We start from the raw sequence: 14,522 nt of genomic DNA, 5'->3' as shown, positions 1-14,522 counted from the left end.
TCCGCATAACGGTGCCCAGCCAAGGCGAGCATTCGCCAGCCTTTTCAGGATTTTCGGCATGCCGGTTTCAAAAGACGACGTGACAGCGCGGCTCGGCGCCGTGATGAGCCCCGAGAATGTCCCGCTGCCGCAGACGGGCCGTCTCTCGGACGTCGTCGTGACGGACGGCAAGGTGTTCTTCTCGATCAGCATCGCGGCAAGCGCGATCAAGCAATGGGAGAACGTGCGCGCGCAGGCGGAAGCCGCCGTGAAGGCAATGCCGGGCGTCGTCTCCGTGATGGTCGCGCTGACGGCAGAGCGGGCCGGCGGGGCCAGCGCACCTGCACCGCGCCCAGCTGCAGGGGGTGGCGGACATTCGCACGCTCACGGCGGTCATTCGCATTCGCACGGACAGCCGGCGAAACAGTCGACCGGCAATGCGGTGCCGGGCATCGCGTCGATCATTGCGGTCGCGTCGGGCAAGGGCGGCGTCGGCAAATCGACGACGGCGGTCAATCTCGCGCTCGCGCTGCGCGATCTCGGCCTGCGTGTCGGCATGCTCGACGCCGACATTTACGGACCGTCGGTGCCGAAGCTGCTCGCCGTGCGCGAGAAGCCGGAGACGCTCGGCGGCAATCGCCTCAAGCCGATCACGGCCTACGGCATGAGCGTGATGTCGATCGGCTTCCTCATCGAGGAAGAGACGCCAATGATCTGGCGCGGTCCGATGGTCATGTCGGCGCTGACGCAGATGCTGCGCGAAGTGGAGTGGGGCACGCTCGACGTTCTCGTCGTCGACATGCCGCCCGGCACCGGCGATGCGCAACTGACGATGGCGCAGCAGGTGCCGCTGCGCGGCGCCGTGATCGTCTCGACGCCGCAGGATCTGGCGCTGATCGACGCGCGGCGCGGCATCGCGATGTTCAAACGCGTCGACGTGCCGGTGCTCGGCATCGTCGAGAATATGAGCACCTTCGTTTGCCCGGAATGCGGGACCGAGTCGCACATCTTCGGCCACGGCGGCGCGCGGAAAGAAGCAGAGCGCCTGGGCGTGCCGTTCCTCGGCGAGGTGCCGCTGCATATGGCGATCCGCGAGACGTCGGATGCCGGCAAGCCGGTCGTCGCGACCGATCCCGAAAGCGTGCACGCGAAAGCGTATCGCGCGATCGCGATGAAAGTACGCGATCAGATCGCTGCAGGCGGTGGTGGACGTCCGGCGCCGAAGATCGTCATCGAGGCTTGAGCTCGCGCTTCACGTTATCGCGATGAATTCGCTGAAGGCACCGCTGGCCGGTGCCCTGATGACTGTGGGCGTACGCCACGCACGGAGTTGAGAAACATTCTCCTCTCGGCGTGTTTTTCGAAGCAACGAATGTGCTCCTCCGAACGTAACTGCGGAGTGCCTAACTCCCTCATGGAGGAAACAATGACAATAATCGCACGCACACTTCTCGCAGCTTCGCTCTTCGTATTCGCCGGCGCTCAAGCGCAGGCCAGCGCCACCGGCCGGCTATCGGTGGCCGGTCTCGGGGCGCATGCTGACGCCACTATGCAAGACGGCATGCGCCGCGAGCGCATGATGAAGCATCGGAACATGAAGCACCGGCACATGAAGCATCACCGCATGATGAAGCATAAGCGGATGATGAAGAAGCGCCGGATGATGCGCGACATGTAAATTACACTGGCCGTTCCGGGCGATGTTCGGAGCGGCCAATTTTAGTCGTCCGCCCACATGCGGACGAGATTGGCGAGCGACTTCGACATCAAGTCGAAAGCCGGAGATTTTCCGTCGCGCTCGAAGACGACACGCCGCGCCGTGTCGAGATCGAACAGCAGTTCGCGCTGCGCAGGATCGCGGATGAAACTCCTCGCCCAGCCGACCGCCGCGATGCGTTCGCCGCGCGTGACCGGCTCGACACGATGCAGCGTCGTTGCCGGATAGACGATCATCGACCCGGCTTCGAGTTTGAACGTCTCTTCTCCCGACGTGCTTTCGATTACCAATTCGCCGCCGTCATATTTTGACGGATCGGCAAGGAAGAGCGTGAACGATATGTCCACGCGCATACCCTGCATGATCGCATCGTCGACATGCGAGCCATAATGCATCTCGCCTTTGTAGCGGGAGAAGAGCAGGGGGCTGAGTTGCTTCGCGCGCACCGCCATCGCGAATAGCGAATTCTTCGCGATGCGATCGGTGACGAGTTTGCGGATCGGATCGAGCGTCGCGTCGAGCGCCGAGGCTTGCTCGTTGCGCTTGACGCCCTTCGCGGCCCAACCGGCCGTCTCGCGGCCGTCGACGAACTTTGCCTTCGCGATAGCTGCGCGAGCGCGCTTGACCTCGGCGGCGTCGAGAACGTCTTGGATCACGATCTGCATCTTGGCCTACATTGTTATAGGTCTAATGTATTGGCATCACGCGTTGTTCGAGTGACAACGGCGGTAGCCACCTTTAAATCGTTGCGCAGGTTTTGAGCAACGTATTGCGGTGGACTGGCAATGAAGAAGTCGACGAAAATCTGGATCGGTGTTGGAGCGTTCGTGATCGCGGGAGCGCCGGCGGCGCAGACCGTCCTGGCCGGATCGACCAGCATTCCGCCGAGCGGCTTCACGCAGAAATCCGATGGCTCGATGTCGACGATGCGCATGCGCCTCGCGCAGCATGCGGGCCATGGCGCCACCGCGCAGCAAAGCGGCGAAGGCGAGGGTGGCGAGGCCGGGGGCGAAGGCGGCGCGAACCTGCCGCCCGATCAGCTGTTCACTCTGCGCATCGCGCAAATCCGCGGGCATCTGTTTGTCGGTAATGAGCTCGTGAAGGGCAAGCAGTGGGACGCGGCGCTGCCGCATTTCCTTCACCCGAGCGAAGAGATTTACGCCGGCATCAAGGATCAGCTGAAAGACTACAACACGCCCGAGTTCGAGGAAGCGCTGACGGCGCTTGCGGACAGCGTGAAGGACAAGAAGGGCGGCGCGGCTTACACGAAGGCTTGGAAGACCGTGAATGACTCGCTTGTCGCTGCCGAGGCGAGCATCAAGGCGAAGCAGAAAGATTTCGCGCCCTTCACGATGACAGTTGTGCTGGCGCTCGTGAAGTCGGCGCTCGGCGAGTACGGCAATGCGATCGAGGACGGGAAATTCACCAAGCCGGTCGAGTATCAGGACGCGCGCGGCTTCATCTTTCACGGCGAGGATATGCTGAAAGTCGTCGCAGCGGATTTGAAGAAGAAGGATGCGAAAGCGTTCGGCAATGTGCAGAAGGCCATCCGCGAGCTGAAGTCCGCCTTTCCGGGCCCGACCCCGCCGAAGAAGCCGAAGCTCGATCTTGCGAAGTTCTCGATCGCGGCGTCGCGGCTTGAGCTTGCCGCGAGCCCATTGCAGTAAAGCCGGTCCGGGCTTAGAGCCGGCTTTGATTTCATCAAAGCCGTCTTTAGCTTCTTGTGTGGACGCATTTTCTTGACGTGAACCGGTAGCCACTTCACTTGAAAATGGCTTTGGACCGCCCGCATGCCTCGCCGCTCCCTCATCCTGCAGCTTGCCGCCGCCTTCGGGCTTGGCGCCGTGACGGCGCTTGGGCTCGCGCTCGGCGGCGTCCTGCCCGCGGACGCGAAGCCGCCGGCGGATGCGCTCGCGCGGCTCAAGGCCCGGTTCGTCAAGCCGGATACGATCCCGTTCCCGTCGAACAATGCTTACTCGGCCGAGAAGCGCGCGCTCGGCGAAAAGCTCTTCCACGAGACGCGGCTCTCCGGCACGGGCGCGATGTCCTGCGCGACCTGCCACCAGCAGGCGCTCGGCTTTGCGGACGGCAAGGTGCGCAGTCCTGGCCATGACGGGGCGCGCCTCCAGCGGCATACGCCGACGCTATGGAATCTTGCGTGGGGCGTGGACTATTTCTGGGACGGCCGCGCGCGCTCGCTGGAAGAGCAGGTGATCGCGCCGATCGAGTCGCGCGACGAGATGGCGATGCCGATCGGTACTGCGCTCGCGACGATCGAGAAGGACGACGCCTACGTCAAAGCCTTCGCGGCAGCCTTTCCGGAAGAGCCGAGGGTCAGCCGCGAGAATTTGCAGAAGGCGCTTGCGACGTATGTGCGGACGTTTGCCTCTCCGCCGACGCGGTTCGATCGCTGGATTGCGGGTGATGCCAACGCGCTGACGGCCGACGAGGCGGCGGGCTTCCAGGTTTTCGCAGGCAAAGCGAAGTGCGCGAATTGCCATTCGGGCTTTGCCTTCACGGACGAAGCTTTTCACGACATCGGGTTGCCTGGGCGGGATCGCGGCCGCGGCGCGGTGCTGCGGTTGGCGGCGGCGGACCATGCCTTCAAGACGCCGGGCCTGCGCGAGGTCGCGCGTTCGGCGCCCTACATGCACGACGGTTCGCTGGCCTCGCTGGAAGATGTCGTGAATCACTACGAGAGCGGCATCGTGAAACGGAAGTCCTTGTCGCGCGACCTGCAACGCGGGCTCAAGCTCACGCCCGTGGAGCGCGGGCAGCTCATCGCGTTCCTCAAATCGCTGAGCAACGAGGACGCGCCGAACCTACCGGCGAGCATCCAGCCGGCGCCGTCGGCGGTCGAGGTCGTGGCTGCACGCACGCACACCGTGACGCAGGACGACAAGCAGTTTCAGCCGGGGCGTATCTCGATCCGCAAAGGTGAACGCGCCTGGATCGTCAATAACGATACGCGCACTCACAATGTGCGGATTTTCGACCCGAAGCTTAACTTTGACTCCGGCGCGCAAGAGCCTGGTGAGACTGTGCAAATCGCCTTTCCGGTGACCGGGTCGTTTTTGGTTTTCTGCGGAATTCATCCGAAGATGGAATTGCGCGTTGAGGTCGAGCCGTGATAAGGCCCCGCAACGTTTTTTCTTGGTTTTTTTAAGCGTTTAGGCCGCAATCAAACCAAAGAAGACGCGAGAATCAATCTTAGGGGTAGGAAACGGTCCGCTTCAGGCCGTCACCTTCGGGGTATTGCCCGCTGGGCATTCTAGGAGACAACAGAATGAAACGTCGTGAGTTTTTGACCGCAGCTGGCGCGGTAGCCGCCACTGCGCCTATCGCCATGCCGGCGATCGCCCAGTCCGCGCCCGCCATCAAGTGGCGTTGCACGTCGAGCTTCCCGAAGTCGCTCGACGCTCTCTACGGCTCGAACGAATACTTCGCCAAGTGCGTGTCGGAAGCGACCGACGGCAAGTTCGTGATCGAGACCTTCTCGGCCGGCGAAATCGTCCCGGCGCTGCAGGCGCTCGACGCCGTGCAGAGCGGTACGGTCGAGATGTGCCAGACGGCTTGCTACTACTACGTCGGCAAGGACCCGACCTTCGCGCTGCTGACGACGTCGCCGTTCGCGCTCAACACGCGCATGATGTCGGCTTGGATGCGTTTCGGCGGCGGCCAGGAGCTGGCGACCGAGTTCCTCAAGAAGTTCGGCGTCATTCCGATCACGGCCGGCAACACCACCGCGCAGATGGGCGGCTGGTTCCGTAAGGAGATCAAGGAAGTCTCCGACCTCAACGGCTTGAAGTTCCGCATCGCCGGCCTTGCCGGCCGCGTTATGCAGAAGCTCGGCGTCGTGCCGCAGCAGATCGGCGGCGGCGACATCTACGCTGCGCTCGAAAAGGGTACCATCGATGCGGCCGAATGGGTCGGTCCGTACGACGATGAGAAGCTCGGCTTCCAGAAAGTCGCGCCGTTCTACTACTATCCGGGTTGGTGGGAAGGCGGCGCAATGCTGCACAACCTCATCAACATCCAGAAGTTCAACGAGCTGCCGAAGCAGTATCAGGCCGTCCTGCGTGACGCCTCGGCGGAAGCCAACGATTGGATGATCGCGAAATACGATTCGCTGAACCCGGGTGCGCTGCGCCGCCTGATCGCCAACGGCGCTCAGCTGCGTCCGTTCTCGCAGCCGATCATGGAAGCCTGCTACAAGGCCTCGAACGAAGTCTATGCCGAGACCTCGGCCGCCAACCCGGACTTCAAGAAGGTGTGGGACAGCATCACGGCGTTCCGCGGCGACCAGTATCTCTGGTGGCAGGTTGCCGAATACGGCTTCGACACCTTCATGATCCGCCAGCGCGCTCGCGGCAACTAAGCCTTCTGGTCTAATCCAAAGCTTCTTGAACCCCGGCAGGCAACTGCCGGGGTTTTTCGTTTCACAACCCCAGGTTTCACAGATAGCATCCTACCGTCGAGCACCGTCTGGCGGAAATCGACCTCCCGCTTGTCGGCGCATCGGCGATAAAAACCTTGGGAGGGGAAACGATGAAGCGTCGCGAGTTCTTGAAGGCTGCCGGCGTCGGGGTTGCGGCCAGCGCAGCGGTTGCTGCGCCGGCCGTCGCGCAGACGATGCCGGAGATTAAATGGCGGCTCGTTGCGAGCTGGCCGAAGTCACTCGATACACTCTACGGCGGCTGCGAGTTTTTCTGTCAGCGCATTGCCGAACTCACCGACAACAAATTCCAGATCCAGCCGTTCGCGGCGGGCGAACTTGTCGGCGGTCTGCAGGTGCTCGATGCCGTGCAAGCCGGCAATGTCGAGATGGGAAACACGGCGCTCTATTATTACTGGGGGAAGAACGCCGCTTTCACATTCGGCACGTCGCTGCCGTTCGGGCTCAACACGCGTCAGCACATTTCGTGGCTTCGCTTCGGCGGCGGCACCGAGCTGCTCAACGATCTCCTGAAGGAATACAACTGCCACGGCATCCCGACCGGTTCGACCGGCGCGCAGATGGGCGGCTGGTTCCGCAACGAGATCAAGAGCAGCGCGGATTTCAAAGGACTGAAATTCCGCGTCGGCGGTTTTGCCGGAACGATTGTGCAACGGGTCGGTGGCGTGCCGCAGCAAATCGCGGCGGGCGACATTTATCCGGCGCTCGAGAAAGGCACGATCGATGCGGCCGAGTGGGTCGGGCCGTACGACGACGAGAAGTTGGGCTTCCAGAAGGTCGCTAAGTATTATTACTACCCGGGTTGGTGGGAAGGCACGGGCCAGGGCCACAACGTCATCAACATGGCGAAGTGGAATGAACTGCCGAAGCACTACCAGGCAGCTGTGACGGCCGCTTCGCACGATGCGTTTACGTGGGTGACCGGCAAATACGACTACGTCAATCCGCCGGCGTTGAAACGGCTTGTTGCGAACGGCGCGCTGTTGCGGCCGTTCCCGCAAGAAGTGCTGGAGGCCTGCTACAAGGCGGCGAACGATATTTACGCCGAACACGCGAAGACCAATAAGCACTTCGAGAAGATGCATACGAGCCTGACCAGCTATCGTTCGGACTCGCTCGCATGGAACCAGGTCGCCGAACTCTCGTTCGACAGCTTCATGATGCGTATGCGCACGCGCACCTGATCTTCCGCACCTGCGAAGACAAAACCCCGGAGTTTACCTCCGGGGTTTTTTGTTGCGCGCTTTTGTGTAGCGGGTAGCATTTCGTAGCCGCGATCAAAGACGGCACAAAAAACAAAAATGGAGGAAGCATGAAACGGCGCGAGTTCTTGCGGACTGCAGGTGTCACCGCGGCGGCGACAACGATCGCTGCTCCAGCCATCGCCCAATCGATGCCCGAGATCAAATGGCGCATGGCGACGAGCTGGCCGAAGTCGCTCGACACGCTGTATGGCGGCGCCGAACATTTCTGCAAGCGCATCGCGGAGATGACAGACAACAAGTTTCAGATCACGCCGTTCGCGGCTGGCGAACTCGTGCCCGGCCTGCAAGTGCTCGATGCCGTGCAGAGCGGAACGGTCGAAGCCGGCAACACCGCGCTCTATTACTATTGGGGCAAGGACCCCGCGATGGCGTTCGGCACCGTCGTGCCGTTCGGCCTCAACACGCGGCAGACGCTGTCGTGGCAACTCGCCGGTGGCGGTCTCGATCTCATCAACGACATGCTGAAAGATTACAACTGCCACGCCGTGATGGGCGGCAACACCGGCGCGCAGATGGGCGGCTGGTTCCGCAAAGAGGTGAAGTCGCTCGACGATCTCAAGGGCATGAAGATCCGCATTGCGGGCCTCGGCGGAACGATCCTCAGCCGCGTAGGCGCGGTGCCGCAGCAGGTTGCGGCGAGCGACATCTATCCGGCGCTCGAAAAGGGAACGATCGATGCGGCCGAATGGGTCGGGCCTTACGACGACGAGAAGCTCGGCTTCGTGAAGGTCGCGAAATATTACTACTATCCCGGTTGGTGGGAAGGAAATGCGCAGGGCCACACGCTGTTCAATTTGGCGAAGTGGAACGAACTTCCGAAGTCGTATCAGCACATCGTCAATTCGGCGTCGCACGATCTGTGGACGTGGGTGATGGCGAAATACGACATCGTCAACGCACCGGCGCTCAAGCGTCTCGTCAACAATGGCGCGGTGCTGCGCGCGTTCCCGCAGGACGTAATGGAAAGCTGCTACAAGGTGACGAACGAGCTCTATGCGGAACTGTCGAAGAACAACAAGCACTTCGCCAAGCTGCACCAGAGCATGATCGACTATCGCGGCGACTCGCTGGCGTGGAACCAGGTCGCGGAGCTTGGCTTCGACAGCTTCATGATGCGCATGCGCACCCGAAGCTAATTTTTGGGGTGGATGACCGTCTTCGGCGCGATGGTCGCGCCGATGGCGCTCGGTACCGGTGGCACAGGTTCGGCGGCGCGGCGCGCCGCCTCTCGGGCGCGCACCTGCTCGCGGTGAAGCGAGTAGATGCCGCTGCCCGCAATCAGCGCCGCGCCGACGAAGGACCAGCGATCCGGAATCTCGCCGAAGACGAAGAAGCCGACGAGACCGGCCCAGATCAAGATCACGTAACGGAACGGCGCGACGACGGAAATCTCGGCGCCGCGGAACGCGATGACGATGAGATAGTTCGCGGCGGCGAGCAGCATCGCGGCGCCGGCGATGAGCGAGACTTCTCGCGGCGTCGGCCAGCGCCAAACTTCCCACAGACCGAGCAACGCGCCCGCGCACATCACGATGACGGCGGTGGTGAAGGAGACGACGATCGATGGGATCGCGCTGTCGAGCTGGCGCGTCAGCAAATCGCGCGAGGCGGACGAGAAGGCGACGAGCACGCCGAGCATCGCCCAGGCGTCGAACGACGCCGGCGTCGGCTTGACGACGAAGAGCGTGCCGATGAAGCCGACGATGATCGCGCTCCAGCGCCGCCAGCCGACGCTTTCGGAAAAGAAGATCACCGACAGCGCCGTGATGATGAGCGGGGAGATCAGCACGATGGTCGAGAGTTCGGCCATGCGCATGCGCAGCAGCGCCGACGTGAAGAGGATCGCGGAGGCCGCTTCGAAGCACGAGCGCAGCAGGACGAGACGATTGAAGCCGTGATGCAGTTTCGCGGTTTCGCGCAGCACGAAGACGAAAGCGAGCGCGAGCAGGGACGTCATGATGCCGCGCACGAAGATGGTCTCGCCGAGCGGCAAATCACGCGCGACGATTTTCACGATCGCGTCGTTGCAGGAGAAGCCGGCGGTCGCGGTGACAACGGCGATAATTCCGCGACGGTTGGCGGCGGCAGACGACACGGTGAGAGAGGCTCCGGCGGGATGACGAATCAGAGGTAACACGAGCCGGAGCGGCTCGGCACCCGCGCCATGCGCAGAGCTGGAGGTCTAGCTGCCCGTCCGTTAGCGGCGTCAGCCGCCCATTTGCGGCGTTAGCCGCCAGTGACGCTCATGTGGCGGCCGACGGCGGGGCCTTGATGGCGGCGATCGATGATGAAGTCGTGGCCCTTCGGCTTGCGCGCGATCGCGTTGGCGATGGCGGCTTCGAGCAGTTCGTTGCTCTCGGAGGCGCGCAGCGGCGTGCGCAGGTCCGCTGCGTCTTCCTGGCCGAGGCACATGAAAAGCGTGCCCGTGCAGGTGAGGCGGACGCGATTGCAGCTTTCGCAGAAGTTATGCGTCAGCGGCGTGATGAAACCGAGGCGGCCCTTCGTCTCTTCGACACGCACGTAGCGGGCCGGGCCCCCGGTGCGGTAATCGAGTTCCGTCAGCGTGTAACGCTCGGCGAGGCGCGTGCGCACCATCGAGAGCGGCAGATATTGATCGAGGCGGCCGGCGCCGACATCGCCGAGCGGCATGACTTCGATCAGCGTCATGTCCATGTCGCGGCCATGCGCCCAATCGATCATCGCGGGGATTTCGTCTTCGTTGACGCCGCGCAGCGCGACCGCGTTGATCTTGACCTTGAGGCCTTCGGCCTGCGCCGCGTCGATGCCTTCGAGCACCTTCGATAGATCGCCCCAGCGCGTGATCTCGCGAAACTTCTTCGCGTCGAGCGTGTCGAGCGAGACGTTGATGCGTTCGACGCCGTTCTGCTTAAGGTCGCGCGCGTGCTTGGCGAGCTGCGAGCCGTTGGTGGTCAGCGTCAGTTCCTCGAGCGCGCCGCTCTGGCGATGGCGCGCGAGGCTCTCGAACAATCCCATGATGCCGCGGCGGACGAGCGGCTCGCCGCCGGTGAGGCGCAGCTTGCGGACGCCGCGTGCGATGAAGGCGCTGCAAAGGCGGTCGAGTTCTTCCAGCGTCAGCAAATCCTGCTTCGGCAGGAACGACATATTCTCCGACATGCAGTAGACGCAGCGGAAGTCGCAGCGGTCGGTCACCGAGACGCGCAGATAGGTAATCGCCCGCCCAAACGGGTCGATGTACGGCGCCTTGCTGAGCGGCTGGTGGATGTTCATACGCACATAGATAAGTTGTAACGCCCACTATGGAAGTTGTGGGGGCGAAAAGGAAGAGGTAACAGCACGTTACCGTCTTGTTTGGAAAGCGCTGCGATGACCCAAAAAGCCTGGCCGACCGAGATACGCCTCGCGAAGGACCGTAAAACGCTGACGGTGTCGTTCGAAGGCGGGCGGACGCACGACTATCCGGCCGAGTATCTGCGGGTCAAAAGCCCGAGCGCCGAAGTGCAGGGGCACTCGCCGGCGGACCGGCAGACGGTGCCGGGCAAGATCAATGTCGAGATACTGAAGGTCGAGCCGGTCGGCAATTATGCGGTCCGGCTGACCTTCGACGACATGCATTCGACCGGCATTTTCGCCTGGGATTATTTCGTCGAACTCGCCGAGAAGCGCGACGCGTATTGGCAGGGCTATCTCGACGAGCTGAAAGACAAAGGCCTATCGCGCGAAGCGCGCTAGGCCTCGGCGGCTTGGCCATTCGTTAGCGCAGATATTCGCGGCAGATCCCGTACATGCGCGCCTTCTCAGGATTGAGCTTCATGCAGTGCGCGCGCGAGTATTTCGGCTTCTTCTTGCGTGATGCGCTGATGTCGATTTTCGCGGCCGTGGCGCCAGCCGCGTAAGACGTTGAAGCGGTCTGAGGCATCAGAAGTGCAAGGCCGGTGAGGGCCGCGATAGCAAGCTTGGTCATCGTTCTATCTCCGCGCCGCTCTGCTGCGGCTCTTGCCGCACCGTGCGGCTTACTAGGAGAGACGAGATCGCGCGGCAAAACCGGACACAATCGGCAAACGACGGGGCAAAAGAAAAAGGCCGGCGCTAAGCCGGCCTTTTCATATTCGGATTGTGCTGCGATCAGCGCGTAACGATCACGCGGGTGCCGACGCGGACGCGATTATAGAGATCGATCACGTCATCGTTGGTCATGCGGATGCAGCCCGACGAGACGGCAGTGCCGATCGTCTCCGGCTCATTCGAGCCGTGGATGCGGTAGAGCGAGGAACCGAGATACATTGCGCGCGCGCCGAGCGGATTATCCTGACCACCCTTCATGAAGCGCGGAAGGTCAGGGCGGCGGCGCAGCATCTGAGCCGGCGGCGTCCACGACGGCCATTCGGCCTTGCGGGTGATCGCTTTCGTCCCAGCCCACTGGAAGCCCTGGCGACCGACGCCGACGCCGTAGCGAATGGCCTGGCCCGGAGCGACCATCAGATACAAGCGGCGTTCGCTGGTGCTGATGACGATCGTGCCCGGCGCGTGGCTGACCGGATAGGAAACAGTCTGGCGCGGGATCGCGCGGCCGCCGCCGGTGCCGAACATGGCGCCGAAGAAGGACGGAAGATCGCTTTGGCGGCCGCCGCCATAGACGCGCTCGTCGTAGCGCTGCTGAGCGGAAGCCGTGGTGACAGTAAGACCGGCGGCCAATAGGCCGACCGACAGAATGAAAGCGGACTTGAGACGCGAAAGCATTGGGGCCCCTCGGATTTTCACATCATGGGACGCTGCAGGCGCCTTCCTGCAACACTCATGCTTCCCAATGGCCACAGAATCAGCCCTGCGACAACCCGTCACCCCTCTCACAAAGCCGTTGAACTCATTGGTTTTTAGGAGGTGTTGCGAGCGCGCCACTCAAGGTTGAGCTGAGGAGGCCGTGCTCGTCGCGCTCACGTATCGTGATCCGGGTGCTGGCGCGACACGATACCCTCTTGGTTCGCCAAGTCTTTGTGGGCCGGCCGGATCGGAGCGTCCGAGATGTTCTCTGCCCACGAGATGCGGTCGGCGTGATTGACCTGAAGCTGCGGCGCGAGGCCCTCGCGGTCATCGAAGCTACCGACCGCCAGCTCGACCCCATGTTCGGTCTCGAAGGTCAGGGGCGTGCCGCATTTGGCGCAGAATCCACGCTGGGCTTTGTCGGAAGACTGGAAATGTGCGGGCGGCTCTCGGGTCCATTCCACGGAGCCTTTGGCTACGACGAGGAGCGAGAAGGGCGCTGCAAACTGCTTTTGGCACATCCGGCAGTGGCAGAGCACAGGGCGTCCGAGTGGGCCGTTCACCCGAAATCGCACGGCGCCACATTGGCAGCCGCCGGTTCTTGCCGTCATCGCTCTTTGTGTGCGCTACGCCGGTTGCCGTTTTGCTCGGCCTCTTGGCGGTAACGCTGTGCTTGCCGGAGGAGCCGTTCGGCTTCCTGGGGGGTGCTGAGCTGGTTGGCGAGGTCTTCCAGCATTTGCGCGCGCGCCCGAAGGTGGTCTTTCGTCTCCATATCGAACAAATTCAGAAAGGGTTTATTCGGTTCCATCGAAATGTCGCAGCCGGATCGATGGCTGCGATGTAGGGTTAATAGCTTAACAGCGGCCTATGATCGAGAGATGTAGACAGTGAACTTCATCAGCAGAAAAAACGAAACGTTGTAGGTTGCCACAGCCAGCAGCTGAGGGAGCAAAAAATGGATAGCCGCAAGCTTGCTCGTTGCTAGCAGCACAGCAAGGTTCAACGCGTAACAGAACCCAAAGGCAATCAGAAAAGGTGTTAGCGCTGAACGCCACTCGGCGTGATCAAAAGTGTATTTGCCGTTCAGCATGAAGCTGAAGGTGAGCCCGACGGCGAAGCCGCAGGCGTTGGCGAGAACAGGAGACAGGCCGAGCATTTCGAACGTTGCGGTGACGCAGAAGCCGATCACCGTATTGACGAGCCCAACGAGTCCGTAGGCTCTGATTTGCTTGAGCCACACCACGTCAGCGTGACGCGATGACATAATACTGACCGCCAAGGGGCAGCCACGTTAGCGCAGGTTCGATGACGCGCAGTGCACGCAACGCATGCGGGACAAACAACGTGTAGCCTTGATGAGATGGACGCAGCCCTGCTTCGGAAACAAGTTCAACCGCTTCCGCTCGGGTCAACAGCACGGCGTCTGAGTCAAACGGGCAGGTAGAAACCATCCTACGCGTCAGTGGGTTGTATGGGTTGTGCTCGAAGATGCAGAGGTGGCCGCCGGGCCGGAGTAAATTCGAAAGCCGTTTGACGAGCGCCCGGCGTTCTTCGACAGCGACATGATGCAATACGGTGATAAGGAGTACGAGATCGAAGCCAGAACGGTCCGAGCTCAAAGCTCGATCCGCGATCACGTCGACATCCGGATGCCGCTCCGAGATAAAGTTGAGGCTCCCCTCCGAGATATCGGATGCCGCGATGCGCGCGCTCGGGAAGTACTGCTTCAAATACGGAATTGACAAGCCAATGCCCGCACCGAAATCCAATATCGTCGAGACGGGCTTTTGTACCAGCCGAGAGAGCAGCTGGATCTTGTATTCGGAGAAGTAGGAGCGTTCTCCCCCGTACATGCCACGCTGATCTTCGAGCATGGCCACGTAATCTTTGGCGTACTGATCGAAATCAACCTTCGTTGGCGTCGACATCCTGCACCCTGAGATTTGATCGATTGGCAGACGCCGAATTCGAGGACTGTCCTCATGCCGAGTGGCAGCAGCGCTGACAAAGTGACCAAGCATCGCGCCGCCGTAATGCGAGAGGACTTAGTCTGACAGCCTAACGTTAATGGCGCGTTGAATGCCTGTGCTCATCATTTCCAACACGCTATAGCGGCTGCAGGCGCCAGCATCGCCCTTGCGAGTCGCGCGTCGTTTTCTCGCCGAAGTATGGTCGAAGCGCAAATGGTGGGCGATACAGGGATTGAACCTGTGACCTTCCCCGTGTGAAGGGGACGCTCTCCCGCTGAGCTAATCGCCCGGGACCGCTAGGCGGCGCCAAACCCGTGGGCTCGGTAGGCGCGGGGTGTACTGATCTCGAGCCTGGGGTGTCAAGGAATAGCGCCGCGCGGCAAAAAATAAGGGCG

The 14,522-nt window shown here is 61.9% G+C and carries 17 protein-coding genes and 1 tRNA gene; 8 read left to right on the top strand and 10 right to left on the bottom strand.

Features of this window, described 5'->3' with window-relative positions:
* The first annotated feature begins 58 nt into the window (after nucleotides 1-58).
* Nucleotides 59-1,222 (top strand): iron-sulfur cluster carrier protein ApbC, encoded by a 1,164-nt coding sequence (gene apbC, locus GJW30_RS18580; protein ID WP_096357901.1) that lies wholly within the window; start codon nucleotides 59-61, stop codon nucleotides 1,220-1,222.
* A 183-nt stretch (nucleotides 1,223-1,405) separates the two neighbouring features.
* Nucleotides 1,406-1,657, top strand: coding sequence for a hypothetical protein (locus GJW30_RS18575; RefSeq protein ID WP_130364585.1), 252 nt, complete (start codon nucleotides 1,406-1,408; stop codon nucleotides 1,655-1,657).
* A gap of 41 nt (nucleotides 1,658-1,698) precedes the next feature.
* Here the strand turns inward: GJW30_RS18575 and GJW30_RS18570 are convergent, their stop codons facing one another.
* Nucleotides 1,699-2,361 (bottom strand): Fe2+-dependent dioxygenase, encoded by a 663-nt coding sequence (locus tag GJW30_RS18570; protein ID WP_096357899.1) that lies wholly within the window; start codon nucleotides 2,359-2,361, stop codon nucleotides 1,699-1,701.
* A 120-nt stretch (nucleotides 2,362-2,481) separates the two neighbouring features.
* On the opposite strand from GJW30_RS18570, the gene GJW30_RS18565 reads away from it, so the two are divergent.
* The 5 genes from GJW30_RS18565 to GJW30_RS18545 all read left to right on the top strand — a co-directional run bounded on the left by GJW30_RS18565 (nucleotide 2,482) and on the right by GJW30_RS18545 (nucleotide 8,553).
* Complete coding sequence (locus GJW30_RS18565) at nucleotides 2,482-3,363, top strand: hypothetical protein (RefSeq protein WP_096357898.1); 882 nt, start codon at nucleotides 2,482-2,484, stop codon at nucleotides 3,361-3,363.
* A gap of 123 nt (nucleotides 3,364-3,486) precedes the next feature.
* On the top strand, nucleotides 3,487-4,827 hold the full coding sequence (locus tag GJW30_RS18560; RefSeq protein WP_096357897.1) for a cytochrome c peroxidase: 1,341 nt from the start codon (nucleotides 3,487-3,489) through the stop codon (nucleotides 4,825-4,827).
* Between the two features lie 155 nt (nucleotides 4,828-4,982).
* Nucleotides 4,983-6,074: a TRAP transporter substrate-binding protein gene (locus tag GJW30_RS18555; RefSeq protein WP_096357896.1), complete on the top strand. Its 1,092-nt coding sequence runs from the start codon at nucleotides 4,983-4,985 to the stop codon at nucleotides 6,072-6,074.
* 170 nt (nucleotides 6,075-6,244) lie between these two features.
* Complete coding sequence (locus tag GJW30_RS18550; RefSeq protein WP_096357895.1) at nucleotides 6,245-7,336, top strand: TRAP transporter substrate-binding protein; 1,092 nt, start codon at nucleotides 6,245-6,247, stop codon at nucleotides 7,334-7,336.
* A 128-nt stretch (nucleotides 7,337-7,464) separates the two neighbouring features.
* A complete protein-coding gene (locus tag GJW30_RS18545) occupies nucleotides 7,465-8,553 on the top strand; it encodes a TRAP transporter substrate-binding protein (protein WP_096357894.1) in 1,089 nt (362 codons plus the stop codon).
* On the opposite strand, the gene GJW30_RS18540 is transcribed toward GJW30_RS18545, so the two are convergent.
* The gene (locus tag GJW30_RS18540; RefSeq protein WP_157746787.1) at nucleotides 8,550-9,512 is read right to left on the bottom strand and encodes a DMT family transporter; all 963 of its coding nucleotides are present in this window, start codon (nucleotides 9,510-9,512) and stop codon (nucleotides 8,550-8,552) included. The genes GJW30_RS18545 and GJW30_RS18540 overlap by 4 nt on opposite strands.
* A 131-nt stretch (nucleotides 9,513-9,643) precedes the next feature.
* Nucleotides 9,644-10,666, bottom strand: a complete 1,023-nt coding sequence (gene moaA / locus GJW30_RS18535) for a GTP 3',8-cyclase MoaA (RefSeq protein WP_096357892.1) — start codon at nucleotides 10,664-10,666, stop codon at nucleotides 9,644-9,646.
* 96 nt (nucleotides 10,667-10,762) lie between these two features.
* Here moaA and GJW30_RS18530 point away from each other — a divergent pair, with 96 nt between their 5' ends.
* Complete coding sequence (locus tag GJW30_RS18530) at nucleotides 10,763-11,128, top strand: gamma-butyrobetaine hydroxylase family protein (protein ID WP_096358919.1); 366 nt, start codon at nucleotides 10,763-10,765, stop codon at nucleotides 11,126-11,128.
* Between the two features lie 22 nt (nucleotides 11,129-11,150).
* On the opposite strand, the gene GJW30_RS22760 is transcribed toward GJW30_RS18530, so the two are convergent.
* The 7 genes from GJW30_RS22760 to GJW30_RS18500 all read right to left on the bottom strand — a co-directional run bounded on the left by GJW30_RS22760 (nucleotide 11,151) and on the right by GJW30_RS18500 (nucleotide 14,416).
* Complete coding sequence (locus tag GJW30_RS22760) at nucleotides 11,151-11,360, bottom strand: hypothetical protein (protein ID WP_130364583.1); 210 nt, start codon at nucleotides 11,358-11,360, stop codon at nucleotides 11,151-11,153.
* 161 nt (nucleotides 11,361-11,521) lie between these two features.
* Complete coding sequence (locus GJW30_RS18525; protein ID WP_096357891.1) at nucleotides 11,522-12,136, bottom strand: L,D-transpeptidase; 615 nt, start codon at nucleotides 12,134-12,136, stop codon at nucleotides 11,522-11,524.
* A 194-nt stretch (nucleotides 12,137-12,330) separates the two neighbouring features.
* Nucleotides 12,331-12,768, bottom strand: coding sequence for a GFA family protein (locus GJW30_RS18520; protein WP_096357890.1), 438 nt, complete (start codon nucleotides 12,766-12,768; stop codon nucleotides 12,331-12,333).
* A complete protein-coding gene (locus GJW30_RS18515) occupies nucleotides 12,765-12,965 on the bottom strand; it encodes a hypothetical protein (RefSeq protein ID WP_096357889.1) in 201 nt (66 codons plus the stop codon). Before GJW30_RS18515 ends, GJW30_RS18520 begins: the two co-directional genes overlap by 4 nt.
* 57 nt (nucleotides 12,966-13,022) lie before the next feature.
* Entirely contained in the window at nucleotides 13,023-13,421 is a 399-nt protein-coding gene (locus tag GJW30_RS18510; RefSeq protein ID WP_096357888.1) for a GtrA family protein, read from the bottom strand.
* Nucleotides 13,402-14,085: a class I SAM-dependent methyltransferase gene (locus GJW30_RS18505; protein ID WP_157746786.1), complete on the bottom strand. Its 684-nt coding sequence runs from the start codon at nucleotides 14,083-14,085 to the stop codon at nucleotides 13,402-13,404. Before GJW30_RS18505 ends, GJW30_RS18510 begins: the two co-directional genes overlap by 20 nt.
* Before the next feature lie 256 nt (nucleotides 14,086-14,341).
* A tRNA-Val gene (locus tag GJW30_RS18500) sits at nucleotides 14,342-14,416 on the bottom strand.
* Nucleotides 14,417-14,522: the final 106 nt, after the last annotated feature.

The organism is Variibacter gotjawalensis, assembly GCF_002355335.1.
In the GTDB taxonomy this organism is placed as follows: Bacteria; Pseudomonadota; Alphaproteobacteria; order Rhizobiales; family Xanthobacteraceae; genus Variibacter; species Variibacter gotjawalensis.
Note: the sequence above shows the minus strand (reverse complement) of the source record. Positions and strands in the feature narration are given on the sequence as shown.